The organism is Citrobacter sp. R56 (assembly GCF_016811995.1).
GTDB lineage: Bacteria > Pseudomonadota > Gammaproteobacteria > Enterobacterales > Enterobacteriaceae > Citrobacter_D > Citrobacter_D enshiensis.
The window spans coordinates 592,530-607,394 of sequence record NZ_CP069159.1 but is presented as its reverse complement, the minus strand read 5'-3'; the positions used below and the strand labels follow the sequence as shown (position 1 = coordinate 607,394).

Genomic DNA, 14,865 nt, shown 5'->3' with positions numbered 1-14,865 from the left:
CCTTTACTTGCTCAAAGCATTAATTTTTCGCGGAGATTGTTCATGGCCCATACTCCTTCCATATTATCGCGCTGGCTGGCGCTTGCCCTGCTGGTGAAGATGTCCCCCGTGCTGGCAGAGCCTTGGGCAGAGAAAACCTATAACCCGAAACCAGATAACGAAGATATTATTTTGCCCATGCCCTGCGAAGGCTCTATGGTATTCCGTCGGGTTGAGATCCCGGTATCCGGCCCTCTGGATGATATACCGATTACTTTAGGAGAAGACGGTGGGGAATGGGGCTTTGTAGAACACAGTTATCCGACCTTTATCGCCGGTAGCTTTACCGAAACCAAAAAAAGCAAAGGCCGCTACTATCTGATGGCCAAATATGAACTGACGGCGCTGCAGTATCAGGCATTAACCAGCGGTACCTGCCCTTCCCCATCGCGTAAGCTGAGCATCGCAGAAACCAATATTAGCTGGTTCGATGCAGTAAACCTCGCCGATAAATATAATCAGTGGTTACGCAGTAACGCCATTGATAAATTACCAAAGGAAGATGGTAATCTAGGATTTTTACGCCTGCCCACTGAAGTCGAATGGGAATTTGCGGCACGTGGCGGTCTGAAGGTGAATAGTGCGGAATTCCGTGATTCCCATTATCCGATGGATGACATGAAAAATTATGAGTGGTATTCCGGCTCGCAATCTTCTAACGGCAAAGTACAGCTTGTCGGTCTGCTAAATCCTAACCCCCTCGGCCTGTACGATATGCTGGGCAACGTTTCTGAGATGATATTTTCTCCATTTTATCTTAATAAAATCAACAGACTTCACGGTCAAGCCGGCGGTTTTGTGGTGCGCGGAGGCAACGTGTTGTCGAATGAGTCAGAGATCCGCAGTGCCGTTCGTAAAGAAATTAACTATTACGATGAAACCCATCCTTCCACCAGCAAAACGACTGGCATGCGCCTGGTATTGGTTTCCCCTGCCATTACATCGACGAACCGCGTAAAACTGCTGGAGAAAAACTGGGCTACACTCGGCGAAGATAAACCGGATGTGGATAAGAAAAATGAGGCGTCAAAAGATACCGCGAAAGCGCTGGGAAGTCTGGCGTCCGGCGTTGAAGACACTGAGCTGAAAAAGAAACTTAAAGATCTGGAAAACCAGCTTCGCGCCAGCAACCAGCTGCAGCAAGAAGAACGAGCGCAATCAATTCGTGCCAGCCTAAACCTAGGCTCCTTCCTGTGCACAAAATTGCAGGATGACGGACGTTTTCTTGACTTCCTGAACCACAACTATGAATTGCTGTGCAAGGATAAAGACGACGGTGACAAAAACTGCGCAATCCGAAAAAACAAACTCAGTGAACAAAACAACAGCTTGCAGCAACTGACGAGTTACTACGCCAGTAGTCTGGTAGATTCAGCCACTCTTTATGGTCAGGACGCCCTGAAGCACGAAGTAACCATTTTCGATCAAATGCTTACCCTTAACAAACGACTCTCAGGTCTTAAACCCTTCCTCGCTGCTCACTGGCAGAATCAGCAAAAGTACCTGACAAACGGCAAAATTGATACTGCTGGCTGGCTGGAAACCTGCAAGCAAATAAAAAACGGTAACTAATTTCAAACAATGATTAAATGCACATGTTTATTAAGGAGGGAAGACGATGAAATTAAGCTTAAAAATAGCAGCAATTGCCTTTGGCTGTATTGTCATCCCCCAAACCGCCTTCGCGGAGCCGTATAGCGCAAATGTTCAGGAGCAATTAACATTTGGGTGCCAGCTAACCAATAATAAATAGCTAGTGCCTTTATTGCTCAAGATGTCTCAGGATACGCGTTGGGGACAGCGTCGTCCCCCATTACTGAGCTGAATCTCGTGACCAATCAGTCGGGGGGCGCAGCTTATTACAACGCAGGAATGAGCGCTGGCGAACCCTTATATGGGATACGCTTCCTAATCAAAGTGGGCAAGAAAAGGGATGGTAGTATCTTCAGCGGGGTGTCACAAGAAGATGCGGATATCGATCGTATCATCGACTTAATTAACAAGTTACATACTATTGGCCCGTTAGACAGAGGATGTCGTGGGCATCCCTTGCAGAGAACCAGTTAAGCCACTTGCTCTGACCACACTAATTTTCAACTAGTTATAATATTACGAATCACATACCGACAGTGGCTGCCATTACCCACCATTAATGAACATATTATATTGAAAGTAACAAAATCATATCACCGAAAATATCCTATCAATATGCTCTGGATCAGAGTGATATTAATTATTGGACACTCCACATTAAATTATGTAGTGGAGGAACTTCACGATGTGTGGACATCTCTGGCTCGCAATCTGGCGAAATGGCTTTATTTCATAATGAAAGTGCAGAAACGCATTTTACACTTTACCACCAAGTTGTAAGTCATAATGCTATTGGATTTATTACAGGAAATGGTACCACCCATTTAACTGTTAACTGGGCATTACCAGAATCATAACAACGAGATGTGTTCTTTATAACAAAGTGGGTTATGAATAATCTGGAGAAATAATTTAATTGTCAGAATTACTCAAACCCACATATAAAATGTTAATTAAAAGAATAATTAACAATAACCTGACTTTGATTCCCATACAGAGGAACCATTTTACCGGTACCTTCGACGATAGCCTTTAGGCTAAACGATTGATTAGGTGATAAATTATAAGATGAGAAGTTAACTGATCCAGACTTTGCATTAGTCACATTAATACATACAGTACTGGTACTTGTACATAATGAGACTCTCAACCCAGCCTGATCACGCCCATAAGCCCAGTTGTAATACACCATACTAATCTTTCCGGCCGATGGTGTGCCTGATGTTACAGGAAAAGCCTTCTGGTACCATTGATTTTTTAAAGTGACTGTTGGGGCACTGATTGTGCTTGAATAAGACCCTCCTGTAGCATATGCGCCAGCAGACAGAAGAAGTAGACCTGACAAAGCAAAAGTAATAGCTTTCTGTTTCATTGAAACCTCGTCATTGAGTTAGCAATTCGTGAATCACTGATATTTGATTTATGTCAGAGGGTATGTTGCACATCCCTGCAACCTTCGAAGCATATTTAGTACTTAGACATTCTTTGTAATGATTTAATTTTCTTTTTAAAAATAAGTAATACTTTATTCATTGTCAACTGCCCATGATTTATTTAGCACTAATTTAGTCGTTTATGACGCTCTCAAAGAGAGATTCCAAAGAAATAACGAAGAGTATCATTCTGATAATTTCATTTAAGTGAGATTATTAGGTTGTTTGTCGCGAAGGTGTTTTGTTTTGGTAAATACCAAATTTTTTATTTAAGCGCATATCCTTCATAGTTCGTATTAATCAGTTTTGTGGCTTAATTAAATTTGATTGACTATGTCGTTAGGGAAAGGAAGGTCCGGTGATTAGGCAATACTCTTACGACAAAATATTTTAGGATATGATACTAAAGTTTACTGATTTTCTGCCGTTAAATGATAAATGAACAAAAGGCGGGATGGCTTAAGATTTTACGTATCGTTTACTCCTGCTGTGCAGTATTGTGGATATCAGTTCAGAACACTCAAAGATGCAAAAACATACTGATCTTATTTCGTGATCTGCTTTGATAAAACAAATAATAGTCTTACAACATAACCTACATATCTGGGCAACCTGTGCAGGATTTAATCCGACTAAATAACATATCTCATACCTACTCGACTGGCATGCAATCACAGCCTGTTCTACAGAATGTTTCACTATCGATTCCTGTAGGGCAAAGCTGCGCAATTGTAGGGCCTTCAGGTTCAGGGAAAAGCACCCTCCTTAGTCTGATAGGCCTTTTAGATATTCCGACATCAGGACAGATTCTGCTTAAGGGAACAGATATGTCACGCTGTACTTCAGATGTCAGAGCTGTCACCCGAAACAGATGCATTGGATTCATTTTTCAGAGTTTCAATTTGCTACCCAGATTTAGTGCACTGGAAAATGTGGCTCTGCCACTTTTGTATCGTGGCGTATCCCGCAAGATAGCAAAAGAGTCAGCCTTTAAGCAGCTATCGAAAGTCGGTTTGAGCGAACGAGTTCACCATCGTCCATCTGAACTCTCAGGAGGCCAGCGTCAACGTGTTGCTATCGCCCGTGCTCTGGTTGGAGAACCTTCGTTACTGCTTGCAGATGAACCTACAGGTAATCTCGACAGTAACACCGCATCCGACATTATAGAACTCCTGCTTGATCTCAATACTACACTCGGCACAACTCTGGTGATGATAACCCATGACAATAAAATTGCTCAGCATATGGAGCGTTGTGTTCGGGTTTGCGATGGAAAATTGTGGGATACCCGTAGTGACTGAACATAAATCATCGGGTGAATTAAATAATCGTTATGGTATGTCGGGGCTACAAACCCTGTCTGAAACTGTGGAGGATCTCCGGCTGCTTGGCAGGCGTTCCGTGTTGGCTCTGTTGGGAATCGCTGTCGGTTGTGCGGCAGTCGTGGCCTTACTCAACATTGGCTACAATGCTCAGAAAGAAGCCTTAAGTATTTTCCACGGAATGGGAAGCGACTTATTGATAGCAGATATACAACAGGCGACCGGTACTCAGGAAAGCCTGTACAGGTTTACTTCAGATATCGATCGTAAGTCATTACAACGCGATCTGCCGAACATTAAAGCTGCATCAGTTATTGTTCCTTCCAATACGCTGGCCCGCCTCAATGGTAAATCGGCGAATGTTATAGTTGTTGGAACCAGTGCAGACTATCCCATAGTATTAAATCTCAGGCTTGCTGCTGGCCGTTTCCTTAGTGACTTTGACAGGCACAACACTTATGCAGTTATTGGTGCAAATATAGCAGAGCAATGGCCCGGAGTGAGCATTGGAAGCAACATTCAACTAGGGGGATACCTTTTTAAAGTTGTCGGCATCTTAAAAAAGCAGGAACAAAACCCACTGGTACCGATATCTACAAACGATGCTGTTATTCTTCCCGCAGCAGGTATGCGTCGTGTAACCCCTTACGCACAGATTACAGGTATCGTTGCACGTAACGCAGATTCTGAAACCCTGACAGGGTCTGCATCAGAGCTTCAAGAATGGCTTTCACAAAGATTGCCAGATACCGAAATCAACGTACAAATACCTCAAATGTTGCTTGAAAGCATCAATCATCAATCTCGTTTGTTTACCTGGTTGCTGGCTGGTCTTGGAGTGATTGCCCTTTTGGTCGGTGGTGTTGGCGTAATGAATGTGATGGTTATGAATGTTTCAGAACGGCGCAAGGAAATTGGAGTACGTATGGCTCTCGGAGCACGACCACGCGATATTACCCTGTTATTTCTCCTTGAAGCATTGATACTTGCACTGATCGGCGCACTGACCGGTGCCATTACAGGGATCGGATTAGCGTGGCTTTTTGTCCATCTTTCTGGATGGTCGGAATTTGCTCTATCAGTGTCGTCTTTACCTCTGGGGGTTATTAGCTCCATTGGAACTGGGCTCTTTTTTGGATTATCACCAGCGTTTTCTGCTGCCCGGCTCGAACCTGTAGAGGCGCTGCGTGATGCATAGATTTTCACTGTTATTAGTGTTGATGTGCGGAATAATTCTGCCTACATCTGGTAATGCCAGGATATATCACTCAGACCCTCTTCATAGTATTCAAATCGAGGGTAATGTTAGAGTCATTGATTTAACTCTTAGTGATGCTATTTATCTTGGGTTGCGTGATAACCGGACGATTAGAAGTGCTTATCTTGAGCGAATCGCACAAAAATTTGATCTGAGGGTTGCCGAGGACAGTTTCACACCGAAACTAATGATATCAGGTGGTTATTTGTCTACACGCGATCAAAATGACCGCAACCGGCAGGGGAATGTGTCACCGAACTCAACGTTATTGACGCCTTATGGCACGCGAGTAAGTTTGGGGTGGAGTTATCAACATACTGCCTCAAACAATAGAGGGATATCCCAGAATGACGGGGCAAGCATCACGGTCATCCAGCCATTGCTGCGTGGTGCAGGTAAAGATATTGCTACCGCTACGGTAAGACTTGCACGTCTGAATGAACAAATTAACCGACTAAATCTTAAATCAACAATCTCACAAACTATCACGCAGATTATCATAGCGTATCGTGAACTATTACTGGCACAAGAGCAGCTAAAGATAGCTCAGGATTCTCTGGCTCGTGCACGACAGTTGATTGAGGTTAACAGGGCTATGATTGCTGCTGGGCGAATGGCGGAGTTTGAGATAGTCCAGACTGAAGCTGAAGTGGCATCCCAGGAACTAGCCTATGAAGAGAACCGTAACAGGCTTGATATGGCTCGTCTTGGACTGCTACAGCTACTTGCACTGGATTTAAGTTCTCCTGTGGAGGCAACAGAATCGTTGAAGGTAAAACCAGTTAATATTTCTTCTGAACTGGCTATCCAGCAGGCTGAATTATCCCAACCAAGTTATCTTGCTCAGTTGCTTGCAAGCAAGCAAGCGGATATCAATCTGGTAGTAGCACGCAATGACAGGCTTTGGGATGTTTCCTTAGTTGGAGGGGCTGAACAGCAACGTAATTCATCAGCGCAAAATACTGCTTCTCATACTTGGAATAATTATGTTGGCATTCAGGTCGAAATCCCACTTGGTGATTTAAGTACCCAACAGGCTGAAGTACAGGCTAGGGTCAGAGTAAAAAATCAGAGTATCCAGCTTGCCGAAGCACGTCAGCAGTTGGAACGGGATACTTCAAATGCTGTACGTGATATCAATACGCGCTGGCGACAATTTGAGATAGCACAACGGGCAAGGGATCTTTCTAGACGTAAGCTGGAAATTGAACGTGAAAAACTCAGTGCCGGTCGCTCTAATAACTTCCAGGTGCTGAGTTTTGAAAATGATTTGCGTAACGCTGAAAATACCAGCCTCAATGCACTCATTAACTATTTAAATGCGCAGGCAAACCTTGATCAGACCTTAGGGACTACTCTTCAGAGTTGGGATATTGTACTGAATGATTAACATTAATGAAAAATTAAAAAACGGAAAACAACTTGTTATTCTGATGGCCATTATACTGATTGGAGTAATGATTTTTTTCTTGATGAAAAAGCCTCGGCTATCCTCTGAACCTCAGGAACTCTGGGTAAGTGTTAAACCGCAAAGGCTGGAGAATCAACTGGGGTTAATCGGTAAGATCCAGCCAGCCCAGAGTGAGATTCTCACGGCTCCTTTTGACGGTATTATTCGTAAAGTAGCTGTACATGAGGGACAAAGGGTAGAAAAGGGTCAGCTTCTGATGGAAATAGACCCCGGACAAATCGAAATTCAATTACGCCAAGCTCAGGCTGAGCTACTGAAAGCTCGGAAAGATGTTCAGCAATTGCTCGACTGGGAAAACAGTCAGGAAGTATCCCGTGCCAAGTGGAGTCTGCATAGTATCCGTACCAGACTTGGTAACATCCGAGCTAATCTTCGTGATACACAATTTCTGTACGAAAAAGGGATTGTTTCTCGTATGGAGGTTGATTCGTTGACGCAACAGGTTCAAAACCAACAGCAGGAGCTTAGAGCTGCTGAAGAAGAGTTGCGTTTAACTGAAGCCAGAGGAAAAGGAGAGGAGCTTGAGATCGCACAAATGATGCAGGAAAACGCTCGTTCCAGATATCAATCTCTTGCATCGAAGCTTCAAAAACAAAGGGTTGTTGCCCCTTTTACCGGATTTATTGTCCCCCCAACTGACACGGAAAGAGGGAAAGAAACTCCAATTCAGTCGGGCCTGCAGGTAAACCAGGGAACTCCTTTGGTGAATATCATTGGACTTGAACATATTCAGATCCAGACCAGAGTGGAAGAGGCCGACGTACATCAAATCAAGGAAGGAATGCCGGTTGAAGTGACTGGCGATGGATTTGAAGGCAAAATCTTTAAGGGATATGTTCGCAATATTGCAGTACAGAGCGATCCAAGAGAGGCGCAGGGGGCGTATTTTAATATTATTGTATCTGTAGATACTCCATCCGAAATTCAACGGCAAAATATTCGTCTGGGTATGAGTGCAAGATTGTCTATCATTACTTATCAAAATAAAAATGGTTTTGTTGTTCCGACTCAGGCATTAAATACTGATGAATCCACAAGTGCGACTTATGTTATTTATCGTCGTTTATCAACAGACCTTTCCCATAAGGTAGTGATCACTACCGGTAAATCAGTTCCTCAAGGAATTGAAGTGCATGGGATAGAATCCGGGGAGGTTCTTATAAAAAATATGATATTGCAGAAAACCAATTAAATGTTCCTGCATCTCTCACGAAATATATTTATCGTTATAAGGAAGACTTATGGGTAAAGAAATTTAATGAAGATGAAAACGCTGTAGTGGTCAACTAAAACTGGTCACCGCTTTAGAGTTTTTCCAGTATCGGTTTTCCGATTCGTTTGGTGATAATCCACCATTATATTCATGTGGCCTGAGCGAGCTGTAATACCTGACGATATAGCCTGTGATTGCATGAGCTGCTTCGCTAAAGTTTATATAACCTGTCACCGGCACCCACTCGTTTTTCAGGCTTCTGAAGAAGCGTTCCATCGGGCTGTTATCCCAACAGTTTCCGCGTCGGCTCATACTCTGCTTGATCCGGTAACGCCACAGTAACTGCCGGAACGGCCTGCTTGTGTAATGGCTGCCCTGGTCGCTATGGAACATCACCCCGGCTGGTTTACGTCGCCACACGGCCATCAGAAGCGCATTCAGGACAATATCTTTTGTCATTCGGGGTTGCATTGACCAACCGATGACTTTGCGCGAGAACAGATCAACGACCACGGCAAGATACAGCCAGCCTTCGTGGGTTCGTATATAGGTTATGTCTGTCACCCAACGTTCATCCGGTGCTTCCGGGTTGAACTGCCGCTGGAGTTTGTTGGGAGTCACAATACTGGCTTCACCTTTACGCGCCCGTGGGCTTCGGTATCCGACCTGAGCCTTTATCCCCACACGTTGCATCAACCGCCAGACTTTGTTTACACCGCATTGTTGCCCGGTATCCCGCAGATCGAGATAGATCTTGCGATAGCCATAAACACAACCCGATTCCAGCCAGAACTGTTTGATATGCCCCGTCAGCTTCAGGTCAGCATGATACCGTCGTGAATGTGGCTGCTGAAGCCAGGCGTAAAACCCACTCGGATGCACATCCAGCACCTGGCAGAGCAGGCGGACAGGCCAGCAACGATTGTTGTCACGGATAAAGGCGTACCTCAGTCGGACAGCTTTGCGAAGTACGCCGCGGCTTTTTTTAATATGTCCCGTTCGTCAGTAACCCGCTTCAACTCCTTCTGGAGTCGGCGGATCTCGGCCTGAGCATCTGACTGTTCTTTATTGGTGGAGGAGTCCGGCCTGTACTTCTTTATCCAGGCGTAAAGACTGTGAGTAGTGATATCGAGACGTGTTGCGACGCTGGAAACAGAATAGCCACGCTCAACAACCTGTTTTACCGCTTCAATTTTAAATTCTTCGGGATAACGTTTACCGCTCATGGGCACCTCTCTTTTAAGTCATCTTATATGACTCTGAGGTGTCTGTTAAACCTGTGGCGATTCAGACTTGAGAAAAAATATTCGCAGGTTTTTAAAGATGCTCTTTATGTTAGGTTCATTTAGTTGAATCCAAACTATGGTTTAGGAAGGAGCACGTTAACCACCGTTTTTCAGTTTCCAAACATGCCTACTTAGCAACTTAGCCGCATCGTTCCAGGATTGGAGGCATTTCGTTTCCTATACAGCACCGAACAATTAGATCTTAAAATTTCACGCAAAAAAAAATATCTTTATTTATCTGTTGGTTATGTTATTTCATGATTCAACTACAGATCCTTGTCACTGAAAAGCACTGAAATTCTTTTCAATCATTTCAGTTTAGGTTTTCCGCAAAGCCGCCAGCAATGGCGCGGTCTGGCAGTCTGGTTTGAAGAAAAATAAAACTGATAAATTTTATCGATCCAGAAACCGCAGGCGGGTGCGGTGTAGTGCCGTTTTTGTCTGCGAAAGATTTATTTTGTCTGCATGTGGCTAGGTCAGCGCAACGTGACGGCACAGATCCTTTTCAGGTGTTACGCGTTGTCGCCGTCTGGGTGAAAGCTCCGGCATTGGTCGGCGTACTGGCACTGGGGTGTGTGCATGGCTCGCGCACTGCCGCGCCAGTTCTGCCAGCAAATCAATGGTGCCCAGCATCATGGTCAGGGCGTTGGTACTCTCACTGCCAATATGCACAGTTGCCCCCATAACCTGCTGACCGCCAGCGGCCACAGATTTGCGTAGCGCGGCAATCTTTTCTGTCAGGCTTTCCCCCACATCAACTGTCACAGCACCGACTGCCGGAATACCTGAGCGCGCTTATTTCCACCTGGCTGAATGAATCCGCCATCCTGTTTCGTCGCAAGTATTACCAGAACGACGCACATGCGGGGGTACACCATGTACGTCACCGAGTAGCACCGACGTTGAATCGCTCCGCAACGCGATGCGTGACTCGAAAGGGCTCGGGAATTTTAAAAACCTGTTTTTCTATGCGCCTAACGGAAAGCCGGACGGCATCAAAATTGTCCTGCTGAGCGAGGTCGCCACAAAAGATGACTTTTTCAACATCAAGAAGGTCAGCGCCGCGTCCTGCTCGAAACGCACGCGTGCCGTTTCAGCGCACGGGCGGCATCATCACTGAGCGCCTCAGACACGCCATACGTCACGCAATTGTCCCCACGGCGTCACAAATGAGCGCAGTCAGGACGCCCGCAGACGCATAAAATTAAATGCTGTCACCGCCGCTGGCGCGCAGTGCTATCCCCACCTCGCCTGCCCGCTTTTTGGGTCGGATTTATTGACCGCCGGAACGGGATAAAACTCGGTAAATTTTCCCCACAAGAGCAACGGTGATAACAGCCAGAGTTATTGAAGATAAACCAAGAAAAACAAGCATGGAAAGAAAGGGGCTAAATGTCCCCCACAGACTCGTAAAGTCACTAATTCTACCCAGCAAATTCGTCGAAATATACCTTAATGCGAACTCCGGAATAATTAGAAAGAAAATAATTGCAACAACAACATAACTCGCTGTTTTCTTTCCCTTTGTCATTTTCTTTCTTGCCCCCTTCGACGAGCGTGATCAATTATTAAGTTACAATGCTAAAACAAGGCTAATTGAAATTGCAGAAAACTATCTTAAATTGAAAATGCAGTCTGATAAACGGATGGCTGTCGCTGTAACAAAAGCATTGTGCGAGTTACATGCGAGCCATATGGAAACTGTTAAGCAAGTGAAATTAGGCGCTCAGCGATTCATAAACTATGGTTCGTACCTGATTCCTGGCGATGACTATCGTAGTACTTGCTATGAGCAATGGCAGGAAGACAAACGTTTTTTCCTCTGCTTTAGCGAAATGTACAAACGTAATGATGTTGTACTCGACATAGCTGAACTTTATTTTCGGAAAAATCTTAACAGACTTGGCGAGAAAAAGAGCTTTAATCTCGTGTCTTTTATCAAAAAGAAAATAGGGGATAAATCTCACGATGCCGCCGTCAAATCTAGTAAATTAGCAATATCTTTAAGTATTTTAATGCTAATAATTGACAGTGCTTATTTCCAGGAATCGCATATCAATATGGTCAACAATATGTCGACATGGTTTGTTAAAGGCGCGGCGATGTATTCAAAAATTCAAATCGAGGCTTTAGCGGCAAACAGGCTAAAACTCCAAGATGCTGCTTATTACCAAAGTTTACGCAATGAAAAACCAGAGATGCTTTACTTTCTTATTGAACCTCAGATGTCAACGGTTATTTACCAAGTTGAATCAGGAGGAAATAATGAGAAAGTGGTTGCAGATGTGCTATATGAGATGCATAAACAATGAAAAAGTCCCTTTTATGGTTGCTTCAAACGCATTTTTACTGAATCCCTTTCGCGTTGCTTATCTGCGGGATTTTCCTATTTGCAATATTTGTTCCAAATCAAGCTGCGCTACTTAGCATAATATGGGTTGTTATTATTTTGTTTTTATATATAAAATATAACCGTTGGTATAAGAACCGCATTTACCGCAGCTAAAATGCTCCTTTAGGAGCATTTTAGCTATATTTAAGACACCTCAAAACAGTAAATAATCTTGATCATCATTCAGCATCGTAGATTCATTACGTTTTCGTTCAGCAATTTCCTGAGTAAAAATAAACCCTACCCCCTTAGACAAAAAATATTGGCCTGTCAAAACTGAAAACAAATTTTTCCTGGTACGTCCGCCCGATCGAATAACCGCCACCATTCTCTTTTAAACGCTGGGAAAATATCCACCCGCCCTCAACAAAGCTCTGTAGTGTTTCACCACGATAGACAACCTGGAAATTGTAGTCACGCCCCCCCATAAAACCTCTTACCGCCTCGCGATGCTCGCTGCTCCCCCCAAGCTCAGCAAACTGTTACGGGGTGACGACAGGAGCAGGCACTTTGATAATCGCGATTTCAGAAGCCATGTAGCATGATTCCCTATTTACTAACGTTTGCAATTAAAGGGCCACCGTTTACCAACATTGGGGCATCAATTGCATAGGTTTAGACAAAATATACTTCCCAATTGAGAAGCAATAAATAGGCTTTATCGAGATGAGAATAGATTCTTTAGGATGGAGCTACGTTGATGCACTCGATCGCATTTGTGAGGCGTATGAATTTTCACAAAAATTCAGCTAACTAAGTTCAATGAACTATAGCTCATCTTCTAATGCGGGTTTATGTAAAAACTCTCTTAACGATAGAGCCAATAACCCTAACCCATCACCCACTACTAAATTGTCCGCATAATATCGCCAATGAAATACATTTCTATAAGTAGGAGAATCAGCCCTCACATCATAAATAATATACGCATCACCATCATCATCATAATCTGAACCAATGACAATCAAGCCATCAGGTAGTAATGATCTATGATCATATATTGATTCTTGTAACAATTTTGTTGAAGTCACAACTCTATTTGTAGAAGATAAGGTAGCCATTACTATTATCCTGTTTTTTTCGTTGTACCTCGCTATAAAGTTATCTAAATTAGATAATGGAGTACATGCTTGATCAGCTACCAAATGAATATAATCCTTATATTCATTTGGCAAGCTAATCAACAACGATTTTTCGACATCAGTAATTCCTTTTCTTATCAAGAGTGGGTCAGCGATTAAATCTGGCTCATCTACTTCCCATTTCACCAAGTCATCTTTCTGTATTTTCATACTAAAAACCCTCACCACGTCACATTGAATCACCAACTACATGAAGTGTCCCACTATTAACAAGACTTGTCTCACTATTTTTGTATGCTGTATGTATATCTTTATCAACGAAGATCATTTTGCAAACGCACCTCTTCAAACAGATTAACTACATTGTTTTCTTGCTGGTGGTGGTGGTGGTGTAAATAGTGACCATAGCCACCGCTTTGGAGTTTTCCTGTATCGGTTTTCCGATTCGTTTGGTGGTAATCTACCGTTATATTCGTGTGGCCTGCCACCGACATCCGAGCGTTTTTCTAGTTCCTGAAGAAACGCTTCATCGTGCTGTAATCCCATCAGTTTCCGCGTCAGCTCATACTTTGCTTGATCGGGTCACGCTATAGTAACTGCCTTCTTGTGTAATAGCTTCCCCGCTCGCGGAGCAACATCGCGCAGTCTGGTTTACCACAGACTTCCCAGGCCATTTCCAGCGATTTGGTGGTTTGCCTACGGTCCGGGGAAGCTTGATGATAATCAAATAAATTTTTGGTAGCTCTAAAAAAAAATACACATCTGCCGATGTACTGACAGAGTGTGTCAGACCTTTATATATAATTCGCTTTAGACAAACAGACTGGTAGGAGCTTATGGCTGATTCAGCACGGAGTCGCTCAGCAGAACGTTTAGTGGATATCCTGATGGAGCTACAAACTTATGGCGTGGTCAGTCGCTATCGGTTGATGAAGAAATTTAATATCACTGAACGAACGGTTTATCGCGATCTCAACATGCTCTCCGCATTCGTTGAAGGCTGTGGTGGCGGGGAATATCGGTTAATTCCGTCAAGAGCTCAGAATAATAGCCATGATGCTCTGCATAACCCGCTGGCAACGCTGCTGGATGCCGACGCGGTGTTTCCCGACAGAGATGAGGACTTCTGGGGCAGCCTGGAAAAACGGGCTGCGGAACAGCATGTGAGAGTTCATTTTAACAGCCCTGAGCATTCGGTCAGAAATGCTTTGCGAAAGTACTTTAATTTATTAGAGAAAGCGATTCAGAAAAATAGTGTTTGCCATATTTTATATAAAAGTAAAACGCGCACTATTCATCCTTATAAGCTGGTTAACCAGAAAAATATCTGGTATCTGCAGGCGACAGAGGGCGGTAAGTTAAAGTCATTTTCGTTAAACAAAATACATTGGCTGGATATAAGAAAAGAACACTTTGCGGTTGATAGTTTCACGCTTTCATTAATTGATGAGCATCGTGACCCTTGGGTGAGCGAAGAGACTTTTGAGGTTCGGGTGCGTATTAACCATAGCATTTCTAGCTACTTCAGAAGACGCGATTTGCTGCCTCAGCAAGAATTATTGTGCGAAGGGGACGACGGGGTGACATTACTCTGCCAGGCCGCACATCAGAATCAAATTATTCCATTAATTTTATTCTGGTTACCCAATATCGAAATTCTGGAACCTGAATGGTTAAAAACAACCGTCATCAACATGTTGCATAACTACGTCACTGGCGATCACAACTCAGTTCCTGTTTTGGAATGTGATGGATAGCTAGTAACGACGACTCATT

12 protein-coding genes and 3 pseudogenes are annotated in these 14,865 nt (G+C 43.8%); 9 read left to right on the top strand and 6 right to left on the bottom strand.

What is annotated here, in order from left to right:
* Nucleotides 1-42: 42 nt before the first annotated feature.
* Together JM656_RS02925 and JM656_RS02920 are read left to right on the top strand one after the other, a co-directional pair.
* On the top strand, nucleotides 43-1,611 hold the full coding sequence (locus JM656_RS02925) for an SUMF1/EgtB/PvdO family nonheme iron enzyme (protein WP_203359931.1): 1,569 nt from the start codon (nucleotides 43-45) through the stop codon (nucleotides 1,609-1,611).
* Nucleotides 1,612-2,321: 710 nt separating this feature from the next.
* Nucleotides 2,322-2,489 (top strand): hypothetical protein, encoded by a 168-nt coding sequence (locus JM656_RS02920; RefSeq protein WP_370552282.1) that lies wholly within the window; start codon nucleotides 2,322-2,324, stop codon nucleotides 2,487-2,489.
* Nucleotides 2,490-2,581: 92 nt separating this feature from the next.
* Here the strand turns inward: JM656_RS02920 and JM656_RS02915 are convergent, their stop codons facing one another.
* Complete coding sequence (locus JM656_RS02915; protein WP_203359930.1) at nucleotides 2,582-3,004, bottom strand: flagellar protein FlhE; 423 nt, start codon at nucleotides 3,002-3,004, stop codon at nucleotides 2,582-2,584.
* 726 nt (nucleotides 3,005-3,730) lie between these two features.
* On the opposite strand from JM656_RS02915, the gene JM656_RS02910 reads away from it, so the two are divergent.
* The 4 genes from JM656_RS02910 to JM656_RS02895 are packed head-to-tail and all read left to right on the top strand — an operon-like array spanning nucleotide 3,731 to nucleotide 8,308.
* The gene (locus JM656_RS02910; RefSeq protein WP_203361203.1) at nucleotides 3,731-4,366 is read left to right on the top strand and encodes an ABC transporter ATP-binding protein; all 636 of its coding nucleotides are present in this window, start codon (nucleotides 3,731-3,733) and stop codon (nucleotides 4,364-4,366) included.
* Nucleotides 4,359-5,585 carry an ABC transporter permease gene (locus JM656_RS02905; RefSeq protein WP_238929185.1) on the top strand — a complete coding sequence of 409 codons (1,227 nt, stop codon included), beginning with the start codon at nucleotides 4,359-4,361 and terminating at the stop codon, nucleotides 5,583-5,585. Before JM656_RS02910 ends, JM656_RS02905 begins: the two co-directional genes overlap by 8 nt.
* 22 nt (nucleotides 5,586-5,607) lie before the next feature.
* Nucleotides 5,608-7,035 (top strand): TolC family protein, encoded by a 1,428-nt coding sequence (locus tag JM656_RS02900; protein WP_370552328.1) that lies wholly within the window; start codon nucleotides 5,608-5,610, stop codon nucleotides 7,033-7,035.
* Nucleotides 7,028-8,308: an efflux RND transporter periplasmic adaptor subunit gene (locus JM656_RS02895; RefSeq protein ID WP_203359928.1), complete on the top strand. Its 1,281-nt coding sequence runs from the start codon at nucleotides 7,028-7,030 to the stop codon at nucleotides 8,306-8,308. The genes JM656_RS02900 and JM656_RS02895 overlap by 8 nt, the downstream gene beginning before the upstream one ends.
* Before the next feature lie 90 nt (nucleotides 8,309-8,398).
* Here JM656_RS02895 and JM656_RS02890 read toward each other — a convergent pair.
* Together JM656_RS02890 and JM656_RS02885 are read right to left on the bottom strand one after the other, a co-directional pair.
* A protein-coding gene (locus JM656_RS02890) for an IS3 family transposase (RefSeq protein WP_203359927.1) occupies nucleotides 8,399-9,555 on the bottom strand; the annotation gives its coding sequence in 2 pieces (ribosomal slippage) (nucleotides 8,399-9,309 and nucleotides 9,309-9,555; 1,158 coding nt in all).
* 565 nt (nucleotides 9,556-10,120) lie between these two features.
* Nucleotides 10,121-10,386 (bottom strand): annotated as a pseudogene (locus JM656_RS02885) (hypothetical protein); the annotation flags it as partial.
* 2 nt (nucleotides 10,387-10,388) lie between these two features.
* Between JM656_RS02885 and JM656_RS22210 the strand changes: the two are divergent.
* A pseudogene (locus JM656_RS22210) lies at nucleotides 10,389-10,724 on the top strand (Presumed portal vertex protein); the annotation flags it as partial.
* Between the two features lie 164 nt (nucleotides 10,725-10,888).
* Here JM656_RS22210 and JM656_RS02880 read toward each other — a convergent pair.
* Nucleotides 10,889-11,146 (bottom strand): hypothetical protein, encoded by a 258-nt coding sequence (locus JM656_RS02880; protein ID WP_203359926.1) that lies wholly within the window; start codon nucleotides 11,144-11,146, stop codon nucleotides 10,889-10,891.
* A gap of 97 nt (nucleotides 11,147-11,243) precedes the next feature.
* Between JM656_RS02880 and JM656_RS02875 the strand changes: the two genes are divergently transcribed.
* Complete coding sequence (locus JM656_RS02875) at nucleotides 11,244-11,927, top strand: hypothetical protein (protein WP_238929184.1); 684 nt, start codon at nucleotides 11,244-11,246, stop codon at nucleotides 11,925-11,927.
* 847 nt (nucleotides 11,928-12,774) lie between these two features.
* Here JM656_RS02875 and JM656_RS02870 read toward each other — a convergent pair.
* Nucleotides 12,775-13,299 carry an SMI1/KNR4 family protein gene (locus JM656_RS02870; protein WP_203359925.1) on the bottom strand — a complete coding sequence of 175 codons (525 nt, stop codon included), beginning with the start codon at nucleotides 13,297-13,299 and terminating at the stop codon, nucleotides 12,775-12,777.
* 144 nt (nucleotides 13,300-13,443) lie between these two features.
* Nucleotides 13,444-13,799: pseudogene (locus JM656_RS22205) on the bottom strand (hypothetical protein); the annotation flags it as partial.
* A gap of 126 nt (nucleotides 13,800-13,925) precedes the next feature.
* On the opposite strand from JM656_RS22205, the gene JM656_RS02865 reads away from it, so the two are divergent.
* Nucleotides 13,926-14,846, top strand: a complete 921-nt coding sequence (locus JM656_RS02865) for a YafY family protein (RefSeq protein ID WP_203359924.1) — start codon at nucleotides 13,926-13,928, stop codon at nucleotides 14,844-14,846.
* Nucleotides 14,847-14,865 lie beyond the last annotated feature (19 nt).